General features: G+C 58.4%; 25 protein-coding genes. 20 read left to right on the top strand and 5 right to left on the bottom strand.

From position 1 onward, the window contains the following. The first annotated feature begins 171 nt into the window (after nt 1-171). The 3 genes from fliD (at nt 172) to ACSJDS_RS13710 (ending at nt 3,280) form a co-directional block, all read left to right on the top strand. Nucleotides 172-1,584 carry a flagellar filament capping protein FliD gene (gene fliD / locus ACSJDS_RS13720; RefSeq protein ID WP_473033765.1) on the top strand — a complete coding sequence of 471 codons (1,413 nt, stop codon included), beginning with the start codon at nt 172-174 and terminating at the stop codon, nt 1,582-1,584. 222 nt (nt 1,585-1,806) lie between these two features. Next, a complete protein-coding gene (locus tag ACSJDS_RS13715; protein ID WP_473033764.1) occupies nt 1,807-2,949 on the top strand; it encodes a FliC/FljB family flagellin in 1,143 nt (380 codons plus the stop codon). A 97-nt stretch (nt 2,950-3,046) separates the two neighbouring features. Beyond that, nucleotides 3,047-3,280, top strand: a complete 234-nt coding sequence (locus ACSJDS_RS13710; RefSeq protein WP_473033763.1) for a hypothetical protein — start codon at nt 3,047-3,049, stop codon at nt 3,278-3,280. A gap of 304 nt (nt 3,281-3,584) precedes the next feature. Here ACSJDS_RS13710 and ACSJDS_RS13705 read toward each other — a convergent pair whose 3' ends face one another. Next, a complete protein-coding gene (locus ACSJDS_RS13705; protein ID WP_473033762.1) occupies nt 3,585-4,073 on the bottom strand; it encodes a transposase in 489 nt (162 codons plus the stop codon). 202 nt (nt 4,074-4,275) lie between these two features. On the opposite strand from ACSJDS_RS13705, the gene ACSJDS_RS13700 reads away from it, so the two are divergent. After that, a complete protein-coding gene (locus ACSJDS_RS13700) occupies nt 4,276-4,854 on the top strand; it encodes a rolling circle replication-associated protein (protein WP_473033761.1) in 579 nt (192 codons plus the stop codon). On the opposite strand, the gene ACSJDS_RS13695 is transcribed toward ACSJDS_RS13700, so the two are convergent. Beyond that, nucleotides 4,851-6,062 carry a tyrosine-type recombinase/integrase gene (locus ACSJDS_RS13695; protein ID WP_473033760.1) on the bottom strand — a complete coding sequence of 404 codons (1,212 nt, stop codon included), beginning with the start codon at nt 6,060-6,062 and terminating at the stop codon, nt 4,851-4,853. The two genes, ACSJDS_RS13700 and ACSJDS_RS13695, sit on opposite strands and share 4 nt — an antisense overlap. 87 nt (nt 6,063-6,149) lie before the next feature. Here ACSJDS_RS13695 and ACSJDS_RS13690 point away from each other — a divergent pair, with 87 nt between their 5' ends. Both ACSJDS_RS13690 and ACSJDS_RS13685 read left to right on the top strand, forming a co-directional pair. After that, nucleotides 6,150-6,581 (top strand): helix-turn-helix domain-containing protein, encoded by a 432-nt coding sequence (locus ACSJDS_RS13690; RefSeq protein WP_473033759.1) that lies wholly within the window; start codon nt 6,150-6,152, stop codon nt 6,579-6,581. Between the two features lie 160 nt (nt 6,582-6,741). Beyond that, a complete protein-coding gene (locus tag ACSJDS_RS13685) occupies nt 6,742-7,173 on the top strand; it encodes a flagellin N-terminal helical domain-containing protein (RefSeq protein WP_473033758.1) in 432 nt (143 codons plus the stop codon). 215 nt (nt 7,174-7,388) lie between these two features. Here the strand turns inward: ACSJDS_RS13685 and ACSJDS_RS13680 are convergent, their stop codons facing one another. Next, entirely contained in the window at nt 7,389-8,747 is a 1,359-nt protein-coding gene (locus tag ACSJDS_RS13680) for an IS1380 family transposase (protein ID WP_473033757.1), read from the bottom strand. 16 nt (nt 8,748-8,763) lie between these two features. Between ACSJDS_RS13680 and ACSJDS_RS13675 the strand changes: the two genes are divergently transcribed. The 7 genes from ACSJDS_RS13675 (at nt 8,764) to ACSJDS_RS13645 (ending at nt 16,292) form a co-directional block, all read left to right on the top strand. Further along, the gene (locus ACSJDS_RS13675; protein ID WP_473033756.1) at nt 8,764-10,047 is read left to right on the top strand and encodes a flagellin; all 1,284 of its coding nucleotides are present in this window, start codon (nt 8,764-8,766) and stop codon (nt 10,045-10,047) included. Nucleotides 10,048-10,142: 95 nt separating this feature from the next. Further along, entirely contained in the window at nt 10,143-10,373 is a 231-nt protein-coding gene (locus tag ACSJDS_RS13670; RefSeq protein ID WP_473033754.1) for a hypothetical protein, read from the top strand. Between the two features lie 296 nt (nt 10,374-10,669). Then, nucleotides 10,670-11,734, top strand: a complete 1,065-nt coding sequence (locus ACSJDS_RS13665; protein WP_473033753.1) for a transposase — start codon at nt 10,670-10,672, stop codon at nt 11,732-11,734. A gap of 63 nt (nt 11,735-11,797) precedes the next feature. Continuing rightward, nucleotides 11,798-12,679, top strand: a complete 882-nt coding sequence (locus tag ACSJDS_RS13660) for an Rpn family recombination-promoting nuclease/putative transposase (RefSeq protein WP_473033752.1) — start codon at nt 11,798-11,800, stop codon at nt 12,677-12,679. Beyond that, nucleotides 12,660-13,028 carry a hypothetical protein gene (locus ACSJDS_RS13655; protein ID WP_473033751.1) on the top strand — a complete coding sequence of 123 codons (369 nt, stop codon included), beginning with the start codon at nt 12,660-12,662 and terminating at the stop codon, nt 13,026-13,028. The genes ACSJDS_RS13660 and ACSJDS_RS13655 overlap by 20 nt, the downstream gene beginning before the upstream one ends. Nucleotides 13,029-13,159: 131 nt before the next feature. Then, entirely contained in the window at nt 13,160-14,539 is a 1,380-nt protein-coding gene (locus ACSJDS_RS13650; protein ID WP_473033750.1) for an IS1380 family transposase, read from the top strand. Nucleotides 14,540-15,314: 775 nt separating this feature from the next. Beyond that, nucleotides 15,315-16,292 (top strand): IS110 family RNA-guided transposase, encoded by a 978-nt coding sequence (locus tag ACSJDS_RS13645; protein WP_473032061.1) that lies wholly within the window; start codon nt 15,315-15,317, stop codon nt 16,290-16,292. Between the two features lie 65 nt (nt 16,293-16,357). Here the strand turns inward: ACSJDS_RS13645 and ACSJDS_RS13640 are convergent, their stop codons facing one another. Both ACSJDS_RS13640 and ACSJDS_RS13635 read right to left on the bottom strand, forming a co-directional pair. Further along, on the bottom strand, nt 16,358-16,771 hold the full coding sequence (locus tag ACSJDS_RS13640) for a type II toxin-antitoxin system HicB family antitoxin (protein ID WP_473033749.1): 414 nt from the start codon (nt 16,769-16,771) through the stop codon (nt 16,358-16,360). Nucleotides 16,772-16,806: 35 nt separating this feature from the next. Continuing rightward, nucleotides 16,807-16,989: a type II toxin-antitoxin system HicA family toxin gene (locus ACSJDS_RS13635; RefSeq protein WP_473033748.1), complete on the bottom strand. Its 183-nt coding sequence runs from the start codon at nt 16,987-16,989 to the stop codon at nt 16,807-16,809. Nucleotides 16,990-17,556: 567 nt separating this feature from the next. On the opposite strand from ACSJDS_RS13635, the gene ACSJDS_RS13630 reads away from it, so the two are divergent. The 7 genes from ACSJDS_RS13630 to ACSJDS_RS13600 all read left to right on the top strand — a co-directional run bounded on the left by ACSJDS_RS13630 (nt 17,557) and on the right by ACSJDS_RS13600 (nt 22,083). Beyond that, entirely contained in the window at nt 17,557-18,366 is an 810-nt protein-coding gene (locus ACSJDS_RS13630) for an RpnC/YadD family protein (protein WP_473033747.1), read from the top strand. A 60-nt stretch (nt 18,367-18,426) separates the two neighbouring features. Beyond that, nucleotides 18,427-18,870 (top strand): nuclease/transposase family protein, encoded by a 444-nt coding sequence (locus ACSJDS_RS13625; protein ID WP_473033745.1) that lies wholly within the window; start codon nt 18,427-18,429, stop codon nt 18,868-18,870. After that, a complete protein-coding gene (locus ACSJDS_RS13620) occupies nt 18,851-19,261 on the top strand; it encodes a hypothetical protein (protein ID WP_473033744.1) in 411 nt (136 codons plus the stop codon). Before ACSJDS_RS13625 ends, ACSJDS_RS13620 begins: the two co-directional genes overlap by 20 nt. Before the next feature lie 47 nt (nt 19,262-19,308). Beyond that, nucleotides 19,309-19,608 carry a type II toxin-antitoxin system RelE/ParE family toxin gene (locus ACSJDS_RS13615; RefSeq protein ID WP_473033743.1) on the top strand — a complete coding sequence of 100 codons (300 nt, stop codon included), beginning with the start codon at nt 19,309-19,311 and terminating at the stop codon, nt 19,606-19,608. After that, nucleotides 19,605-19,904 carry an addiction module antidote protein gene (locus ACSJDS_RS13610; protein WP_473033742.1) on the top strand — a complete coding sequence of 100 codons (300 nt, stop codon included), beginning with the start codon at nt 19,605-19,607 and terminating at the stop codon, nt 19,902-19,904. The genes ACSJDS_RS13615 and ACSJDS_RS13610 overlap by 4 nt, the downstream gene beginning before the upstream one ends. A 372-nt stretch (nt 19,905-20,276) precedes the next feature. After that, entirely contained in the window at nt 20,277-21,857 is a 1,581-nt protein-coding gene (locus ACSJDS_RS13605) for an ATP-binding protein (RefSeq protein WP_473033741.1), read from the top strand. Nucleotides 21,858-21,879: 22 nt separating this feature from the next. Next, nucleotides 21,880-22,083, top strand: coding sequence for a hypothetical protein (locus ACSJDS_RS13600; protein WP_473033740.1), 204 nt, complete (start codon nt 21,880-21,882; stop codon nt 22,081-22,083). The last annotated feature ends 154 nt before the right edge of the window (nt 22,084-22,237 follow it).

The raw sequence follows: 22,237 nt of genomic DNA, 5'->3' as shown, positions 1-22,237 counted from the left end.
TGCTCGCTGCCATGGATGCCCAGCTGGGCCGCGACTGATCGCCAAGCCCTTCCTTCACACAGACTCCACCCGGCTTCGGCCGGGTTTTTCTCACGGTGCTAAAGTTGTCGCTTGCGGCGCCGATAAACCTTGTCAAGCCCGTAATGGGTTTCGACAAAGGACGTGCACCCTATGGCAACCATCACCTCACTCGGCGTGGGCTCAGGCCTCGACCTCACCGGCCTGCTCGACCAGCTGCGAGATGCCGAGCGCGGCAAGCTCGAGCCCATCCAGCGGCAGAAGGCGCAGCAGCAAGCCAGGATCTCCGCCTACGGCCAGCTGCAGAGCTCGCTCACGTCATTTCAAGACAGCGTGGCCAAGCTCAACGACGCCTCGCTCTACCAGAGCCTCTCCACCAATGTGCGCGGCGACGCCTTTACCGCCAGCGCCGGCAAGGAGGCCCAGCCCGGCACCTACAGCGTGGAAGTGAGCCAGCTGGCGCGGGCCGGCACCCTGGCCACCCAGCGCGTGACGGCACCGGATCAGTCCATCGTCGGCCAGCCCGCTGAGGGTGATACACACGTCAAGCTGGTGCTGGACTTCGCTGGGGACGACGTGGCCCCGGTCGAGGTGGAGCTTGCCGAGGGTGACACCCTCGAAGATATCCGTGACGCCATCAACGCCAAGGAGGGCGCCGGCGTCAGCGCCTCCATCGTCAACGACGGCAGCGGCTACCGCCTGGCGCTGAACTCCACCGAGACCGGTGCCGACGCCTCCATCGCCAGCACCAACTTTCACGACATCCTCAGCGCCGATGCCGAGGAGGATGTGGCCAGTTTCGCCGACAACCAGGTGATTACCCAGTCCGGCCAGGATGCCGAGCTCAAGGTCAACGGCATCGAGATCACCAGCGCCACCAACCGGGTGGAGGGGGCCATTCAGGGGGTGACGCTCAACCTGGAAGAAACCACGGAGGAGGGCCAGCCCCAGACCCTGCGGGTGGAGCAGGACACCCTCAAGGCCCGCGAGGCGGTGCAGGGCTTCGTCAAGGCCTTCAATGACCTCAAGGGCACCATCGGCACGCTGAGCTCCTTCAATGCCGAGACCGGCCAGGCCGGCGAGCTCAACGGCGATGCCACCGTGCGTACCATCGAATCGCGCCTGCGCAGCGTACTCGCCGGCGGCGTGGCCGAAGGCGAACTGCGCATGCTCAGCGATGTCGGCATCAGCCTGCAGCGCGACGGCACCCTGAAGCTGGATGACGACGTGCTCAACGATGTGGTCAGCGGCGACATGGCGGCACTGGGTGAATTCTTTGCCGGCGCCGATGGCAAGGGCGGCATGGCCGGGCAGATGAACACCACCCTGGACGGAATGCTCAATGACAACGGCCTGATCAGCCTCTCCGTGGAGGGCGCCGAGAGCCGCATGGAGCGGCTGGACCAGCGCTACGAGCGCATGGAGAAAAGCATCGATCGCACCATCGAGCGCTACCGGGTGCAGTTCGGCCAGCTCGACGCCATGATCGCCCAGATGAACCAGACCAGCTCCTACCTGACCCAGCAGTTCGACATGCTGGCGCAGCTGGGCAACCAGAAGCGCTAGCGGCGGTGCCGACCACTGCCCAACCACAGCGCCCGGCTCCGCCGGGCGCTGTGGTATGCGGGCTAAGCTAAATTTTTTTCTTTTACCCCTAAAGTCCTGGCGCAAGCCGCCGTTATAAGAAGTAACGGCCAACGGCGCCGTTGCGGTAGGCCCAGTTGCTGGGCCGGGTACAAGGTCTAGCGGGCCCGCCAATGGAGCCCTCAACGTAGAAGGAATGATCCCATGTCTGTGATCAATACCAACATCACTTCCATGATTGGCCAGTCCAATCTCCAGAAGAGCCAGAACGCCCTGCAGACCAGCATGGAGCGTCTCTCCTCCGGCCTGCGTATCAACAGCGCCAAGGATGATGCGGCCGGTCAGGCCATCGCCAACCGCATGACCGCCCAGATCACCGGTCTGGCTCAGGCGCAGCGTAATGCCAACGACGGTATCTCCGTCGCACAGACCGCTGAAGGTGCCTTGAACCAGATCAACGACAATGTCCAGCGTATTCGCGAATTGACTGTTCAGGCGCAGAATGGCACTAACTCTTCTGAAGACCTGCAGTCCATTCAGGACGAGATTAACCAGCGTCTATCTGAAATCGACCGTATCTCTGAAGAAACGGACTTCAACGGCGTTAAGGTTCTGGATAGTAACCAAAACCTCCAAATTCAGGTTGGTGCCAACGACGGCGAAACCATCAATGTCAATCTGAAGAAAATGGATAGCGGCTCGCTTGACCTGGCAGGATTCAATGTGAGCGCTCTGTCCGGAGCCATTACATCAATCACTTCTGATGATGGCACTGTCACCGAAACCACTAAGATCGATTTCGATGGGCTGAATGCGCTTACTGATTCGGGTGGTTTGCTTGAGGGCCAGTCACTCACTCTGCGTGGCTATGGCGACTTCGATTCGGCTGCTGGTACTTATGCCAACTATGCCCTGCAAGATGAAAATGGTAACTTGTACAAAATCGACGGCACCGGTATTGAGTTTGATACCAGTGACGGAACCTTTACAGTTGCTGCTGGTTTTGACCAAGCTGCGCTTGATGGTCTCGCTGAAGATTATCAGGATGATGTCGAAGCAGGGCTGTCTTCTACGGCTAACCCGCTGAAGACTCTTGACGATGCGCTGAAGTTGATCGATGAGCAGCGCTCCGAGCTGGGTGCGGTGCAGAACCGTTTCGAAGATGCTATCAACAACCTGAGCACCAATGAAACCAACCTTGCGGCTGCTCGTTCGCGCATCGAGGACGCTGACTACGCAATGGAAGTGGCCAATATGACCCGCGCGCAGATCCTGCAGCAGGCTGGTACTTCCGTACTGGCACAGGCCAACCAGATCCCGCAGAACGTGCTGTCCCTGCTGGGCTAAGGTTGAGCTAATAGGGAATAGGTTGCTTCCCTTTGGCACTGCCAACCGAACCGGCTCCTTTCGAGGGGCCGGTTTCTTGGTTCATGGGGGACATGACATGACCATTGATGAGCACCAGCAGGTGATCGATGAGCTTCAGGCCGTGCTGGACGATACTCGCGCCACCATTGAGCGTTTCGAAGCCACCGGCATGGATGAGCAGATGTCGGATGACTACGCCAAACTGGAAGCGATTGCCACGCAGGTGGTCAAGGAGCAGCGGCGTTATGTGCTCCAGATGCTGGATATCTCGGAGCCACTTCATCCAATACTGCCTGGGTCGCCCCGATAGCCACGCTGAGATGATTTCTAGCTGCAGCCTATGCCTACCCATAGGCGTAACGCAAAATTGCGTTGAGGGGCTTCCCTGGCGGATAGGATGAGAATTGAATTGCTTGTCATGATCCTACTGCTATTCCGAGTCATCGTTAGACCCTGAACAGCGGCTGATGGTAAGCAGATATATCTATTAACATCTACTTGGGGCCATATTCTGAGGGGCGCTGTACAGTGGCAGTGGTAGCATAGGTTGAGATGATGAGCCGAATCGCCCTGTAAGGCTCGCTGAGCGTTTTTAGCGAACAGGGTAGGCAATGCTAGGTCTCATTGCTTTCGTCTTTCTGAAACCCTTGCTGGCGCTTCTGGCACAGCCTGAGCAATCCCATCTTGCGGACGTATGTTCCATCCGGTTTCTGAACATAAATTTCACCGAATAATCCGGCCTCAACCAAGATTTTGTTTACTGCGCCGTTCCCTATCCTGATGCCTTCAGTACGCAACTGCTTAGCTATGCTGTGGGCTGATTGATGATGCGGCTGCTTCGCTGTCTCAATTATACGCTGCTTGGTATTCTCGTTTAGTTCTCGTGCAATACGTTTGGGACGGCGGCTGTCGTCGTAAACTCTTCTTTGCTTAACCCATGCCGGATTTTTAGCCAGTTTATCGCGCCATCGACGGTAACTGTCGGGAGAAATTCCTAGCTCGTTGCAAGCTTCTGTTGAACTGTAGCCTTGTTCGACCAGCTCTTTCACATCCACAACTGCTTGAAAACGTGACTCGGGTGTATGAGTAGTTTTCTGAGACATGTGAGACTGATCCGTTTTAGGTCGCCTATATAAGGGGAAGCTTACCAGCGTCTAACGCAAAAGGCGATTCGCATTTGGTCGGTTTCATCATGACGAAACAGTGGTAACGGGTAACGGAACCTTCATAAGTGGTGCCTTGGTTATCCTATTACCTAAAGGAACAGTGAATGAAATATGATGAGCATAAGCTAAAGGAGAAATCATGTCATTATCTAATATTCTGAATAGCAGTAAGCTGAATGGAATTATCCTAACAGATGAAGAGAAGAGGTTAGGTCGCTATGTCAATGAAGTCACAAATCTTCTGATGGAGAATGAGTGGGATTGGTTTCTGACATTGACTTTCAAGCACCCTGTCAGAGATAGAATTACAGTTTCTAAAACAATCGAGAAATTCCTGAACAATCTCAGCGAGAAAGCGTTTGGTAGTCGTTCCAAAAAGCGAATTGTGTCGTTCTCTGTAATTGAGGTTGGATCTTTTGATGATTCCCTTCATGTTCACATGATGATTCAAGATCCAACAGGTAGGATCTTGAATGACAGTCGTATAAATCGATTTGAATTGAGGGATGCTGTCATCGAATCATGGTTAGCTGCTAGCTCATCCGCCGGTAATCCTGCCTTGTCATCTTCTGGTGATGAGTGGCTAAAGCGAATTGACAACGTGAGATCTACTGTGGGATACATGTTGAAGCAATTGGATCTTACCCAGCGGAAATCAAATGATGTAATTGTTTGGGATCAATTGAGTTTGAGTGGGCGAAATCTTCGCCCTAATTAAGCCCTGCTCTCAATTAGCAAGTTCCCACTCTGGATCTCACCAGGAATGGTGGCAAGTGTTTGATCGACATAGCTTGCCACCATATTTGTTGCACGCAGAAGCGTGGAATTGCTCAGATGAGCATAGCGCTGTGTCGTTGCAACATTTGAATGTCCCAGCAATTCCTTTACTTCGTAAATCGGAGTCCCGTTATTGACCAGATAGCTGGCGTGTGTATGTCGCAGATCATGAATTCTAACATCGGGGATTCCAGCATCCTTGCGAATTGCATCCCAAGCATGAAATAGATTGACATAAGGCTTCAGTGTCTCAGGATTCGGAAAAACGTAATCACAACCAGCGAATTTTTCAATAGTTTTCAGCAGGCCCACGGCATAGTCAGAAAGAGGAACATAGCGAACCTTGCCCGATTTGTTATTTGGAATTCGCCACTGCTTCTGAATTAGATCAATGTCGCACCACTTGCATTCAGCAGCTTCATTTCTTCTCGCTCCTGTCAAAATCAGCATTTTGAATAGGTTGGCATGAACGGTAGATTCCAGTTCATCCAGCACTTTCCAAAGTGACCTTAATTCATTTTCAGAGAGATACCTGTCTCGCTGATTATTCTCCTTGAGCTTGCGGATCTTGGCCGCAGGATTCTGCTTTACACCGGGAGTTTCCCAGTCAATCGCACAAACGAACAGCCGATGAAGGACGTTCAGCATCCGGTTAGTGCTCGCTGGCTTGTGAATTTTGCTGTGAGCTATGAATAGGCCGTTGATATGCTGAGAAGTAATCTCATCCATGTACAGCTTTCCGATACAAGGCTGCACATGCAGGCGCAATTGTGCCTCATCCAGTTGCCAGCTTTTCTTGGCTGCCTTGATGTAGGGAAGGTAGGTGTCATGGATGAACGTATTCAGCGTGGGCACCTCACGTTTCAACATCTTCTCGGCAAATGGATCCTGGCCAAGCTCAATTTTGGAAAGAGTCTGCTTCGCTTGCTGGCGCGCATCCTCAAGGCTGACCACGCTGGCATCATGGAGCCTACGCTCCTTCATCTTGCCGTGCGGATCCTTGTACCGGACATAGTAGGTTCGCTTGCCCGTGGGCATGACCTTGAGCAGCAAGCCGGGGACTTCTGTGTCAAAATGGTCGATCTTCTGCTTGCCTGTGGGGCAGGAAGCAGTTGCTACAAAGGGTTGTGTGAGTTTGATTTTTGGCATGGCTGTCACCTCGTGATGCTAACAGTATCACGATGACGGCAACCTGTCTAGAATAAAGATACTGATAGTATCATTGGAGCCTTGGCTTTGAGCGAAGACATCGACACCCACCTCAAGATAGCCGTAGCGCTGCGTTCTGTTCGTGGTGCCCTTGGCCTCAACCAGGCCGAGTTCGCTGAACTGGTCGGCGTCTCCAAGCCGACCATTGCTCGTGCAGAGACCATGGAAGTCGCCATGCGGCTGGATTCATATTCCAGCGTGCTAAGAAAACTGAGAGAAATCGGCGTCAAGGTCGATACCCTCTACTCGGATAGCGTTCATATCGAGTTCGAACCGCAGGCACTTGAATCCCTCAAGGAACGCTTAGCCGATCAGGGGCGGCGGCGGCAGGATAGGACGCAGACCGGAATCGGTGTTCTGAAGCCTGTCCGGCTGAGCAAGGAGCAACGCGAGAAGGTAGCGAAAAGAACGCAGGCGACGCTGAGCAAGCTGGCCAAGGACGAAAAAGATCAGTCGTAGAAAACAAAAACAGCATTTATTTCTTTTATATCAATGGGTTGGTGGAGATATTCGAAGCGCCAGCTACACCTTTGCGAGGCTCGCGCAGTAGAAAATGAGTAGAAAGAGATTGTCGTGATACTATTAGCATCACAAAAAGTCTTTGCTAATCAAGTCATTCTTGTCAAGGCTGTCTACCAGCGCCAAGGATGATGCCGCCGGTCAGGCCATCGCCAACCGCATGTCCTCCCAGATCACCGGTCTGGCTCAGTCCCAGCGTAACGCCAACGATGGCATTTCGCTGGCTCAGACTGCTGAGGGCGCCCTGAATCAGGTCAACGACAACCTGCAGCGTATTCGTGAGCTGAGTGTTCAAGCCCAGAACGGCACCAACTCTCAGGATGACCTGACCTCAATCCAGAATGAGATCGGCCAACGCCTGAACGAAATTAACCGTATTTCTGAAGAAACTACCTTCAACGGTGTTCAGGTGCTCGCAACTAACCAAGGTGTCCAAATTCAGGTTGGTGCTAATGATGGGGAAGCCATCAGTGTCGATCTGAACAAGATTACTTCTGAAACACTGGGCCTGACTGGTTTCCTGATTCCGTGAAGCCAGCGCCGACACTTCCCCTATCACCGCCAGTGCGCATTTTTTGACCTCCGATTCCGTCTCAACTGCCCAATGCATGCCGGTGATGGCCGACCAGGGCGGCGTCGACCGGCGACGGCAGCCCGTTTTGACATGCATAGCTACCCGCCGGGCACGGTGATGCTGGCTGCCGGTGACCGTCAGCCCTCTACGTGATGTCGTTGTCCGACAGACGATCAGCATGGTGTGCCTCGGGGATAGCGAAGGCGGCATCGCAGGGTGTTCAACACCGTCATGCGCCCGATGTCCTGCCCGAAGTCGAGGATGACCTGCCGTGCCTTGTGGATCACGAGAGCCGCGCGATGTACCAACTCTTGGAGCACGGTGCGGATCCGGCGCCGCTTGGCGGGATGGCGCACCGGGCTCAGCTCGCCGGTCATGCCCATCTGGCCCATCAGCCGCAGGATGTTGTAGGCCAGCTGGGCGAGGTGCAGAATCAGATCATTGGTGGCGAACTTTCCCGACGGCAGCCGCTCCAGGTCGAGATCGGTCTTGATCTCGCTGTGAAACTGCTCATGAGTGGCATGCGCCTGGTAGCGTTTGATCACCGCCTCCGGCGCCTCGTCCAGGCTGGTCCACCAGCCTTCCAGCTCATACTCCGGTTCGAGCAGTAACTGGCCATCGTGATCGGCGGTGCGCTCCACCAGGCGCATCACGCGCTTGAGCTCGTACTCAGACCGACCATCGCGGATCGAGACGGTCTGCGTCCATAGTGCCTGGCGCTTTCCGGGGCGCAATTCTTCCCAATAGTCCGCCGCCACGGCCAGCCAGGTGTCCTGATCGGCCGTGGCCGAGTCCCGCGGGTTCCATTTGACGAGGTAGTCCAGCCGGCGGCCCTCCTCGGCAAAGGCCAGCCGCTGCCGTTCGAGAAGGGCCAGGTGCGCTTGGCTGTCGAAGCCGCTGTCCTCGCGCAGCAAGATAGGTCGCTCGGTCAGGCCTTGGGCGCGGGGCAGCACCCGCTCCAGGAAGGCGTTGCTCTCCTTCATGGTGTGCTGCTTGCCGGGACGCAGTTCCAGGCCCAGACACCACCCTTCGTTGCCCAGGTAGGCGGCGATTGGGGTGTAGCCGTCGACCTTCTTGTAGGTCCGCGAGACGCCTTCCTTCTTCGAGTTGCTGTTGTCCATGACGAAGGTGTCGATGTCGAGGCAGACATGTGTCGTCTCGGCGGTGATCGGTGCCTCCACCAGCGACAGCAGGGTGGTGGACCAGGTGGCGGTGCGTGCCTGCAGGTCGTTGGCGGCAAGCTTCTCCAGCCGCTGTCGCAGCGTCGCCGTGCTCGGCACCTTCTGCAGGGTCAGCAGTTGCTGGAAGGGCTTGTCGCGACGGAAGTTTTCGATGGCATCATAGTCGCTCATGCCCAGGCACAGCAGGCCCAGGTAGCTCTTGACCACGTCGCTGGTGCGCATGCCCAGCGTGGTGGGGAAACGGCCGTCGATGCTGTCGACGCCGGCGATCTCGAAGCACTGCCCGATGATGGATAGCCCGGCGTGGCTGGTAAGGGTGCGGCGACTGGCGCGGAATTTGACGTTGGGCATGGATGGAACTGTCTGGGTGAACGGCGATATCAGCTATATTGCCATTCAGGTCAGTGAGTTAGAAGCATTTCGGGTGGCTGACCTCACGGATTCAGGTGGTTTCAATGTTGATGGGACAGGCACGCCGAATGAACTGGCATCACAGACCGATCTGGCTGCCAACGGGTTCATCAGCAACGGCGATGGGACCTTTACCAACACCACCTTCAATGCGGCAGGCACCATCGGCGATGCCATCAGTCGTGTAGAAAATGGCGACGTGGTGACTTTTAATGCGGGTGATGCAACTGACGGTGAATATACCTTCAGCGAAAGTCTCGGCGCCTTTACTTTCGATGAGGCTGCGCGAGACGTGGGAGCAGCGGGAGCAGATCTTGCTGATCGACTTACTCCGTCTGGTGATGATAGCAATACTTTGAATATTACAGGTAACGAGGCTGTCGAAGTATCGGTGGATTCGAATGGCAACATTACTCGCAATAGTGATGGCGCCCAGCTTTACTTCAATCAGACAACTGGCGACCTGAATGACACCGATGTTTCTGGTGATGGTGCGGCAAATATTGCCGATGTTGCTGAGTTCCTTGTTGGGGCTAATGGTGATTCTATTACTGTCAGTGATGGTACCACAAGCTTCACGGGAGATGGCACAGCCAACCAGCTTGTTGATGTAACCAACGATACTATCACACGCACAGAACTTCAGGCTGCAATTGAGGCTCAAACAGGTGCTGGTCGAGATTTCACCGTCGAAGATTCTGATGCTAATACTCGATTTAGTTACAGCGAAGACGGTGCTGCAGCAGGGGAATATCTAGTAGATGGCGTCGGTGATTTCGTCTATATTTCCGGCTTCGATGACGAGACTATTGTCACTGCAGCCGCTGCTGCAGATGCAGCAGCGCAGACCATCACTGAGAAAGATGACGGCTCCTTTGTTAGTGTGCTGGGTGGTGAAAGTCATGCAGTCTATGTGACTGAAGAAGGTGATTTGAGCCTTGAGTCTGTACATGATCGTACCATCACCGAAAATCCGCTTGAGACTCTGGACGCAGCTCTCAATCAAGTCGATGCACTCCGTTCCGACCTTGGTGCCATTCAGAACCGTTTCGAGTCTGCCATCACTAACTTGCAGACCAACGAGACAAACCTTGCTGCCGCTCGTTCGCGGATCGAGGATGCCGACTACGCAGCGGAAGTCGCCAACATGACCCGCGCGCAGATCCTGCAGCAGGCCGGTACTTCCGTACTGGCTCAGGCCAACCAGATCCCGCAGAACGTGCTGTCTCTGCTGGGCTAAGGTTGAGCTGCTAGGGAATAGGTTTCTTCCCTTTGGCACTGCCATCGAACCGGCTCCTTTCGAGGGGCCGGTTTCTTGCTTCATGGGAGCATCGCATGACCGTTGACGAGCACCAGTGCGTGATCGATGAGCTTCAGGCCGTGCTGGACGACACTCGCGCCACCATGGACCGTTTCGAGGCTACAGGCATGGATGAGCAGATGCCGGATGACTACGCCAAGCTGGAAGCAATTGCCACGCAGATGGTCAAGGAGCAGCGGCGTTATGTGCTCCAGATGCTGGATATCTCGGAGCCACTTCATCCAATACTGCCTGGGTCGCCCTGATAGCCACGCTGAGATGATTTCTAGCTGCAGCCTATGTCTACCCATAGGCGTAACGCAAAATTGCGTTGAGGGGCTTCCCTGGCGGATAGGATGAGAATTGAATTGCTTGTCATGATCCTACTGCTATTCCGAGTCATCGTTAGACCCTGAACAGCGGCTGATGGTAAGCAGATATATCTATTAACATCTACTTGGGGCCATATTCTGAGGGGGGGCGAAAGAAAGGACACCCACTTATTTGACAGCTCGCCTCGGCGGGCTACGTTGAGATAAAGCTCCCGTTATCGGACACCACCATGACTCAGCCCCGCGCTGCTCTCGTCTCGCTGGATGCCACGCCCTGGTATCACCTCGTCAACCGCTGCGTGCGCCGGGCGTTCCTGTGTGGCAGCGATCCCGCAAGCGGCCAGTGCTTTGAGCATCGTCGTGGCTGGATCGCCGACCGGCTCCACCAACTGGCCGGGGTGTTCGCCATCGACGTGGCGGCTTACGCGGTGATGAGCAACCACTACCATCTGGTGGTGCGGGTGGATGCACCTCGGGCGGCGGAGTGGAGCGACGACGAGGTGCTGCGGCGCTGGACCTCGCTGTTTACCGGGCCGCTGCTGGTGCGTCAGTACCTGGAGAGCGGCTGGGAGGGGATGTCGCCAGGAATGCGCCAGGCCGTGGCGCAGTGGACGGCGACCTATCGAGAGCGGCTGGCGGATGTCTCCTGGTTCATGCGCGTGCTCAACGAGTCCATCGCCCGCCAGGCCAACGCCGAGGATGGTGTGAAAGGGCGCTTCTGGGAGGGGCGCTTCAAGAGCCAGGCGCTGCTCGACGAGGCGGCGATCCTCAGCGCCATGGCCTATGTCGACTTGAATCCCATTCGCGCCGGCATCGCCGAAACACCGGAGACCAGTGAACACACTTCGGTAGCCGAGCGTGTCGCCGCGCTGGCGCCAGAGGCAGAGCATGTGGCGCCGGCGGGAGGGGATGAGGCGGCACCGCCCGCGGCAGCTAGCGTGCCGGCCTGGTGCGCGTCACTGCCGCTTCAGCCCTTGATGCCCTTCGATGCCACGGCGCGGCTGCCCAATGCCATTCCGTTCGGCTTCGAGGACTATCTCGAGCTGGTCGAGACCATCGGCCGCTGCCAGCGCCCGGACAAGCGCGGCGCCATCGCCGAGCGGGCCCCCAGGCTGCTGGAGCGCTTGGGCATCGAACCGGAGGCCTTTATCGCTGCCTCCACCACGCTGCTCAAGCGCTTCGGCAGCGCCGTGGGTACGCCGGCCAGCCTCACCGCCCGCTGCGCCGCCCGCCAGGCGCGGCATCTGAGAGGCATGCGCGCGGCGCGTGAGGTGTTCGAGCGTCGGGTGGCGTGATCGGGGCGTGCGAGGGTGCGAAGCCGGCCATGGTACACTGCCGGCAACGGACGGGAGTGGCGCATGAACGAATTACTCGACCCCACCAACGATTATGTCTTCAAACGTCTGTTTGCTGAGGCGCCTGATCTGTTGGTGGATCTGATCAACGACCTGCGACCGGATCTGCCTGACATTGCGTCCGTCGAGGTGCTCAACCCGAATATCGAGCCAAGTGAGCTTACTGGCAAATACATCATCCTGGATGTACTGGCTCGTGATGGGGAAGGGCACTGCTACAATGTCGAGATTCAGGTACGTCGCTACGGGGCCTGGCACAAGCGCGGGCTCTTTTATTTGGCGCGCACGCTGGGTTTGCAGCTTGGCACCGGCGAGGACTACCAGGAACTGCGCGCCTCGGTGGGGCTTCACTTGCTGGACTTCGATTTGTTCACGGCGACCGATGCCGAGCGTCAGCAAGCTATCTGGCGATTCGAGATGCGTGATGAATGCCAGCCTGAGGTGTCGCTGGGGAACATCCTGCAGATGAACCTGATCGAATTGAACAAGGCGGATCGCCTGGGATTGCCAGAAGGCCCGTTACGCGCCTGGATCACTTTCTTCACGCACTGGCAGGAGGAATTCACCATGGCCAAGGTTGCCCACGAACCGGTAAAACGAGCCATGAGCCGTATCCGCGAGCTCAGTGCGGATGAGGAAGCTCGCAGGCTGGCCTTCGTGCGGGAGCGCGCGCTGCGGGATGAGGTGTCGCTGCTCAACGAAGCCAAGCGGGAAGGCCTGGAAGAGGGTGAGAAGCTTGGCCGCGAGAAAGGCGAGCATAGGCGGGCTGAACAAATCGCTTGCAACTTGATCGCCCGAACTGAAATGGACGACAGCATGATCGCCGAAATTGCCGGGCTTTCGGCTGAGGAAGTGGCCCGGCTGCGTGCCGAGGCTCAGCACTGACGCTCTTGGCTGGATCGCCGACCGGCTCCACCAGCTGGCCGGGGTGTTCGCCATCGACGTGGCGGCCTACGCGGTGATGAGCAACCACTACCACTTGGTGGTGCGGGTGGATGCACCTCGGGCAGCGGAGTGGAGCGACGACGAGGTGCTGCGGCGCTGGACGTCGCTGTTCACCGGGCCGCTGCTGGTGCGGCAGTACCTGGAGCGCGGTGGGGAAGGGCTCGCACCCGGCGCGGGAGGTGTTCGAGCGGCGGGTGGCGTGATCGGGGCGTGGGGATCCCTCAGGGACAGGCCCTCATTTTTTCAAGTGGTAAGCGGAGAGGGCATGACGCCGGATGAACACCAGTAAGTTGCCGATCGGCTTCAAGATGTCATCCCTGCTTATTCATGAGGCCAGCCTGAAAACGAAGATAGCGGATGGTATTCTCTTGAGAAATCAGAACGTTCCGGCAAGAACCTGATTCCAGAGGACCATCCGCTATGGGTGAAAGCCTATCCACCTGGACGCCCTCGTGCAACGGCTCTGTTCGTGTCGAGCTGAGCGGCCAGCGCACCACCAGCGACTGCGGGGCGCTGCTGCTGCGTGACGCCCTCGACAACAGCGGCGTGATCGAGGCACTCGAAGACAATCTGGTCGATCGGCGCCATCCGCTGCGCATCCGTCATTCGCTGGCCAGCCAGTTGCGCACCCTGGTGCTGCAGCGCGCGATGGGCTGGATCGATCTCAGCGATACCGACACGTTGCGTCGTGACCCGCTCTGGCAGCTGGCCTGCAGCGATGCGCGCGGCATGACGCCCCTGGCCCAGGACCGGCCGTCTCAAGCCACGCTGTCGCGGCTGCTGACCTGCCTCGGCCGTAACGACAACATCGACGCCGTGCACGAAGGCCTGCTGCGATTAGTGATCTGGCGCCTGACCTCGCTGAAGAATGGCGAGCGCCCCAAGCAGCTGACGCTGGACATCGACGGCCTGCCGATCGAGGTCCATGGCCACCAGGGCGGCTCGGCATTTCATGGACTTTACGGGGCCCGAATCTACTCGCCCTTGGTGGCCTCGCTGGCCGAAACCGGTGACATGGTGGGCGGTCTACTTCGCGAGGGTAACGCCGGCCCGGCCGAGAATGCCGATACCTGGATTCCCCACTTGGTGCGGCGACTCCACGAAAGCGCCGGGGCCCAGGTTCGAGTGCGTATCGATGCCGGCTTCACCGACAATGACACGCTGGAGGCGCTGGAAGAGCGCGACATCGAGTACTTGGGCCGGTTACGCAGCCACAAGGGCCTTCACAAACTGGCGGCGCCATACTTGAAGCGGCCCCGCGGCCGACCTCCTGAGCAGCTTCGAGAATGGTGCCATGACCTTGAGTACCAAGCCGGTTCCTGGACGGCGCCTCGACGCGTGGTGCTGGTGGTGCAGGAACGTCCCGATGATCTGTTGCTGCATGCCTTCTTCCTGGTCACCAACCTCGGCAAGTTCGACTGGCCGCCGGAGAAGGTCCTGGCGCTATACCGCAAGCGCGGCAGCGCCGAAGCGCACATGGGCGAAGTGAAATCGGCGCTCGACGTGCACCTCTCGTCGACGGATCGCGGCGCCTCCACGGTTCAGGACGTGATGGCCCGCAACGAGGTGAGCCTGCTGCTGAGCCTCTATGCCTACCAAGTCCTGCATGGCCTGCGCTGCCTGCTGGAGCGACAGACCCGGCAGGGCTGGAGCCTGAGCCGGATGCGCGAACAGGTGCTCAAGGTCGCTGCCACCTTGTCACTGCACGCCCGGCGCATCACCGTTCACCTCGGCGCTGCTGCTGATAAATGGTGGCCGACGCTGCTGAAGGGGCTGCCGAAGCTGACCGCGCTGCACTGATGCTCTACGCGATGACGAGTGACCGAGAACAAGGCAATCATAATGATGGCCGGCGAGCACGGCTGCCTGGATGGCCATCATCTATGCCTGAACGATATAAAAGAGCCCATCAAGGCTGCTCGGAAGAAATAAGTGGAGTGCCCTTCAGGCGACAACCGCTGCTGGTGGCAAGCGCAGCCGACAAGCCATGGGGTCATAACGCGCGATTCGGTACCTTTGTGAATAAGGCGGGGTCATTGACGACACCCAACTGACTATCGAGCGCTTCGAGGCTACCGGCATGGCGACCGAGATGCCGGAAGATTCTGATAAGCTGCTGGCGATTCTGGATGACGCCGTGAAGCAGCAGCGGGAGCATACAATGGGTATGTTGGGCTGAAACCCGATCTGCTGGCGTGCGCAAGGCCCTGCGAGCCAGCTGTCTATGCCGGAAAGTGCCCTAGGCTTTGTCCGAAAAGTCGGCGAGCGAAGGCCAGACAAGGCAAAAATCGGCGAAAAGACGGAGTTTACGTGGTGTAAATGAGTACTTTGAGCCGATTTTTAACGCCGTATGGTCGAGCGCAGCCAGTTTCAGACAGAGCCTTGTGTCTCTCCGGGCTTGTTGATTAGCTACCAGCAGGCCTGGCATCAGGGTGAGCATCCACAGAGCCTGAGGCGCAACAGCCTGGGATTTAGATTATGCCCCCTGATGCCCTCTATCTCGATAGCTTGAATGGTATCCAAGCCCCTCCCAACCCGGAGTGAGGCTGCACGAACAAGGAAAGGCGACGAGAGCATGGCAGTGATCGGTATCGACGTCAGCAAGCAGAAGATCGACTGCGCCTGGCTGCGCGATGTGGCGAGCGGCAAGGTCAAGACCCGTGTATTCCCTAATCGTCGGCAGGACTTTCCTCGCTTGCTTGAATGGCTCGAACACCAGACCGGGGAGCCACAGGATCAGTTGCATGTGTTGATGGAGGCCACCGGCATCTATCACGAAACGCTCGCGTATTGGCTGCATGCTGCCGGCATCCAGGTTTATGTCCTCAACCCCGCGCAGGTGCGCGACTTCTCCCGAAGCCTGGGAGTACGCGGCAAAACGGATAAGAAGGACAGTGTGGTGCTGGCACGCTATGGCGCGACGCAACGACCTGAGGCTTGGAAGCCGGAGCCCGAGGAAGTGCGCAAGCTCAAGGCGCTGGCAGCGAGACTCGACGCGCTGGACAAGGACATCCAGCGTGAGCGAAACCGGCGCGAGAAAGCCGAGTTCGCCATGGCAAGCGATATCCTCCGCTCGATCGATGACATCCTGTTGGCATTGACTCGTGAGCGGGATCGCCTCCAACAGGAGATCGATGACCACCTCGATCAGCACCCTGGCTTGAAGCAGGATCGCGCCTTGTTGCAAACAATTCCCGGCATTGGCCCTGCGGTATCTCTCCGACTGTTGGCGATGCTGCGTAGCCGCGCTTTCGAAAGCGCCCGCCAGGCCGCGGCGTTTGCGGGGCTTGTGCCTGTTAGTTGGGAATCGGGCAGCTCCGTACGTGGGCGGCCTCGCTTGTCGAAAGCCGGCAATCCGAAACTGAGGCAGAGCCTGTACATGGCAGCCGTTGTCGGGCTGAGGCGGAATCCGGATATCTCCGCGCTATACCAGCGGCTTACAACAAACGGCAAGAGCAAAATGGCGGCCTTGGGGGCGGCGATGCGGAAGCTAATCCACATCGCCTACGGTGTCCTCAAGACCCAGACCGAATATCGGCCACAAACCGCCTGATGGAATGTTTGTGGCCGGTTAGGAGAGATGGTATCTAGGAAAACGAGCGAATTGCCGCGTTAGCGTTATTGTGCGTGGCGTTCAAGTTCGTGCAGGGCGGCGCGGGCGAGAAAGCCGGAGCGGCTCTTGAACTCACTATGGCGCTCGACTGCGCTATCGATACGTTTGATGAGCAGGTCGGGCAGTGTGACGTTGACCTTGTGGCTCTTTCCCAGATAGGGGGTCATGTCGATCTCGACGGCTGCCCATACCCAGCCGGCATAGTCGGGATTCGCCAAGTGCTGCTCGATGGCGCTGGCCGAGGGGATGGGGTCGCCGTGCTCAGCCAGGCTCTCGAGATGCCCCTCGATGGCCTCGCGGGCGTTGGCTATCGCCTCGTCGAAGGTGTCACCGGCCGAGAAGCAACCCGGCAGGTCGGGCACAGCCACGCCATAAGCATGCTGGTCATCACCTACCTCGATGGCAATGGGATAGTACATGGCATTTCTCCTGTGGGGAGCCGGTGTGATCGGTTTCATTTGAGGCCGGCTTGCTTCCTGATGCCCTGTATCAAGCCCTTCTTTAGATCCTTTTTCGGGTGAGGCACTGTGATGGTGCCGGGCTTGGCGGGGTGCCTGAAGTGATGGTGGCTGCCCTTGATACGATCCAGCGCCCAGCCATCCGCTTCGAGCTCCTTGATCAGTTCGCTGCTCTTCACCCCCGACTCCATGTCGTCTCATGTGAGGGTTATAGTAACCCCGTAAAAATCGATCCGTCAAAGCTAACAAAAGAGAAAAGAGAAAAGAGAGGAAAGAGAGGAGGAAAGAGAGGACACCCACTTATTCCCCTTATTTGACAGGAGACCAGCGAACACACCTCGGTAGCCGAGCGCATCGCCGCGCTGGGGCCGGAGGCCGAGCACACCGGACCGGCGGAAGAGGGCGAGGCGGCACCGCCCGCGGCTGCTAGCGTGCCGGCCTGGTGCGATGTCCTTCCATTCCAGCCGCTGATGCCCAATGCGATTCCGTTCAGCTTCGATCGATCTCGAAGGGCAGTCTCGAGCTGGTCGAGACCACCGGCCGCTGCCAGCGCCCGGACAAGCGCGGTGCCATCGCCGAGCGGGCACCCAGGCTGCTGGACCGCTTGGGCATCGAGCCAGAAGCCTTTATCGCTGCCTCCACCACGCTGCTCAAGCGCTTCGGCAGCGCCGTGGGCGCGCCGGCCAGCCTCGGATGCCTACTTTCAGGAGTTCCTTGATCTGCTGTTCCCGGAGATCCATGAGCAGGTGGATTGGAGCCAAGGTTACAGCTTCCTCGATAAGGAACTGCAGCAGGTCACACCGGATGCCAACAGCGGCCGGCACTACGCTGACAAGCTGATCAAGGTTTACGCCCGCGACGGTAGCGAGACCTGGGTGCTGATCCACGTCGAAGTGCAGGGCGAGCCAGAAGAGACCTTTGCCGAGCGCATGTACACCTACCAGTACCGGCTGCGGGACCGCTACGGGGTGGACGTGGTGAGCCTGGCGGTGCTGGCCGATACCCGCGACAGCTTCCGGCCCACGAGCTTTCGCTATCAGCGCTGGGGATGCGCGCTGACCTTTGCTTTCCCCGCGGCTAAACTGATTGACTGGGAAGCCCGCTGGGCTGAGCTGGAGGTCAGCAGCAACGTCTTCGCGCTGGTGGTGATGGCTCAGATCCACGCCAAGCGGATCAAGGACGACGCCACGCGCAAGGATGTCAAGATTGCACTGATTCGGCTGCTCTATGAACGAGGCTACAGCCGCGATCAGGTCGTGCTGCTGTTCAACATCATCGATTGGATGCTCCAACTGCCCCGTGCTCTGGAACCCGAGTTTGCCCAGGCGGTCCATGCCATACAGGAGGAAAAGCACATGCCTTACGTGAATACGATTGAGCGCCTGGCATTAGAGAAAGGGCGTCAGGAAGGGCGTCAGGAGGGCGAGCAACTGCGTGCCGAACAGACTGCCCGTAATCTGATCAAGTTGGGTGTGCTCAGCGATGAGCAGATCGCCGAGGCCACCGGCCTGGCGGTGACTGATGTCCGTGTGCTGCGCGTTGAGGATAAGCACTGATCCTTCCCTTTATTCACGGCGATCGAAGCCGAGCGTCAGCAAGCTATCTGGCGATTCGAGATGCGTGATGAACGCCAGCCTGAGGTGTCGCTGGGGAACATCCTGCAGATGAACCTGATCGAATTGAACAAGGCGGATCGCCTGGGATTGCCAGAAGGCCCGTTACGCGCCTGGATCACTTTCTTCACGCACTGGCAGGAGGAATTTACCATGGCCAAGGTTGCCCACGAACCGGTAAAACGAGCCATGAGCCGTATCCGCGAGCTCAGTGCGGATGAGGAAGCTCGCAGGCTGGCCTTTGTGCGGGAGCGCGCACTGGGGGATGAGGTGTCGTTGCTCAACGAAGCCAAGCGGGAGGGTGAACAGCGCGGCATTGAAAAAAACAAGCGTGAGACCGCCCGTAACCTGATCTCCCGTACCGAAATGGACGACGGCATGATCGCTGAGATTGCCGGGCTTTCGGCTGAGGAAGTGGCCCGGCTGCGTGCCGAGGCTCAGCACTGACGCTCTTGGCTGGATCGCCGACCGGCTCCACCAGTTGGCCGGGGTGTTCGCCATCGACGTGGCGGCTTACGCGGTGATGAGCAACCACTACCACTTGGTGGTGCGGGTAGATGCACTGCGGGCGGCGGAGTGGAGTGACGACGAGGTGCTGTGGCGCTGGACGTCGCTGTTCACCGGGCCGCTGCTGGTGCGGCAGTACCTGGAGAGCGGTGGGGAAGGACTCGCACCCGGCGCGAGTCAGGCCGTGGCGCAGTGCGCGTCGACCTATCGAGAGCGGCTGGCGGATGTCTCCTGGTTCATGCGCGTGCTCAACGAGTCCATCGCCCGCCAGGCGCGGCATCTGAGAGGCAGGCGAGCGGCGCGTGAGGTGTTCGAGTGGCGGGTGGCGTGATAGTGATTTTCCTTGCGCCTGTGTAGTCCAAAAACTACACTGTGGCCATGCTTGATATCAAACAAACGGATACCTACCGAAAGTGGGAGCGCAAGCTTCGTGATCAGCGTGCCAAGGCCCTGATTGCGGCCCGTGTTTTCCGGTTGGCTAACGGATTGCCAGGTGATGTGAAGCCCGTAGGGCAAGGCATTAGCGAGCTACGCATTCACCATGGTCCAGGTTATCGCATTTACTTCAAGCAGCGCGGTGGCGAGATCCTCATCCTCCTGTGTGGTGGTGATAAAAGCACCCAGCACAGCGATATCGAAACCGCACAGCGCCTGGCAGCAGAGTGGGAGGCATCATGAGTGATAAGATATACGACTACGATCCGGCAGCGGCGTTGGAGAGCGAGCAAGCCATTGCCGTGTTCCTTGCCGATGCGTTGGAAACCGGAGATTCCGCCTACATTGCGAGGGCAATGGGCGTGGTGGCTCGTGCCAAAGGCATGACAGAGTTAGCCCGCGAAACCGGATTATCCCGTGAGCAGCTTTATCGTTCATTCAGCGAGCAAGGCAATCCGACGCTAAAAACCATGCTTGCGGTGATGCGTGCGTTGGGCGTGGACTTGACGGCGCGTCCACATGAGGAGCCGGCTGCATGACGGCAAGAGGAATTCACCATGGCCAGGATTGCCCACCGAACCGGTAAATCGAGCCATGAGCCGTATCCGCGAGCTCAGTGCGGATGAGGAAACTCGCAGACTGGCCTTCGTGGGGAGCGCGCAATGCGGAATGAAGTGTCGCATGTTCTGGTCAACGGCAGCGCCGATTCGTTGAAAGCTCTTGCCTGGCTATCGGCCGGATGTGATCTTCGTTGATGGTGTAGAGGGGGAGGTCTCCTTGACTGATCGCCTTTTGGGTCCGGGGTTTTCCTGGTACTTCTAGCGAGAACATCCCAGAAGGCCCTGCAGACCTCCATGGAGCCTCTGGTGCTACACTGGCGCTTCTGCTGCACCGTCGTACCTGGAGGCGCCATGTCCACCCCCGCTCGCAAGAAGCTGCCCATCGGTATTCAGACCTTCGCCGATATCATCGAGGGGGGCTACCACTACGTCGACAAGACGCCGCTGATTCATCGGCTGGTGGAGGAGGGCAAGTACTATTTCTTCTCGCGCCCGCGGCGCTTCGGCAAGAGCCTGACCCTGGATACCCTGGCCTGCCTCTTCGAGGGACGCGAGGCGCTGTTCCGTGGCCTTTATATCCACGACAAATGGGAGTGGCGGCGCCGCCATCCGGTGATACGGCTGAGCTTTGGCGATGGCGTGCTGCAGAGTCGCGAGGCGCTGGATGTCCGCATCCGCGACCAGCTGTTTCGCGAGCGAGAGCGCCTGGGGGTATCGCTTACGCGTGAGACCGACATTGCCGGGGAGTTTTCGGCGCTGATTCGCGACGCCCACGCCCGGCATGGCGAGCGCGTGGTGGTACTGATCGACGAGTATGACAAGCCGATTCTCGACAACCTCATGGAGTCGGAGCGCGCCCGGGCCCTGCGCGAGGGGCTGAAGAATCTCTATAGCGTGCTCAAGGATGCGGACCCGCACCTGGCTTTTGTGCTGCTCACCGGGGTCTCCAAGTTCAGTAAGGTGAGCCTCTTCTCGGGACTGAACAACCTCAACGACATCACCCTGGATGCACCCTACGCCACGCTCTGCGGCTATACCGATCCCGATCTCGAGGCGGTATTCGCGGCCGAGCTGCCGGGTCTGGATCGTGAGCAGATCCGCCACTGGTACAACGGCTACCGCTGGGGCGGGGAGGCAGTGACGTCGGTCTACAATCCCTTCGATGTGTTGCTGCTGTTTCAGAAGCGTCAGTTTGGCCCCTACTGGTTCGAGAGCGCCACGCCCAGTTTCCTGGTGGAGCTGCTTCGGCAGCGCGGCGTGTTCACGCCTGCCCTCACTGCCTGGCATAGTCGTCCGGCGCTGCTGGGGCGTTTCGATGTGGACGATATCGCGACTGAGGCACTGCTCTTTCAGACTGGGTACCTGACGCTGCACGAGGTGCGCGAGGAGATTCCCCACCGGCCTTTCTATCGCCTGGGCTTCCCCAACCAGGAGGTGGAGATGAGCCTCAACGAGGCGCTGCTGCCGGTACTGGGGCTAATTGATGATGCCCAGGACGAGCTGATACTGCGGCTGCCGGGCCTGCTCAGGGCGGCAGACTTTGCGGGGCTGGAAACCTACTTCAAGGCGCTTTACGCCAGCCTTCCCCATGACTGGTATCGCAACAACCCCATCGCCAGGTACGAAGGCCACTATGCCAGCGTCTTCTACAGCCACTTCGCCGCCCTGGGGGTGCGGGTGGCGGTGGAGGACGCCAGCCACCACGGCCGAGTGGACATGACCGTGGAGGCCTTCGGGCACCTCTACCTGTTCGAGTTCAAGGTGGTGGAGCAGCTCCCCGAGGGGCGGGCCCTGGAGCAGCTCAAGGCATGCGGTTATGCAGACAAGTACCGGGGCCGGGGCATGCCGATTCATCTCGTGGGCGTGGAGTTCTCGAGGGAGCAGCGCCAGATCGTGGCCTTCGAGGTGGAGGAGTCATATGAGCCTGCATAAGGATAGGGTGGGGTAGCGGCGCATGATGCAGCATGACTACCAGCGCGTGATCCATGAACTGCAGCTGGTCATTGAGGAGACCCGGCAAACCATCGACCGCTTCGAGGCCGCCGGCATGGACGAGCGCATGCCGGAGGATTACCGGCAGCTGCTCGCGATTCTGGATCGGGCCGTGAAGGACCAGCGAGCGCATACGCTGGCGATGCTGGACAAGCCGGAGGCCTAGGAGCCTGTCGGACTTAACGCTGATCTGCTGCGAACCCCGGGCTTTCGGCCAATTTCATCGATCTGATTCGTTAAATAGCGCGCTATTCGCCTCATCAGATCGATAAACTTGTCTCGAAATCCGTGTTCCTCGCGACGATCGGTCAAACCCGACA

The sequence above is a fragment of the Halomonas sp. SL18_1 genome (assembly GCF_055755715.1).
Note: the sequence above shows the minus strand (reverse complement) of the source record. Positions and strands in the feature narration are given on the sequence as shown.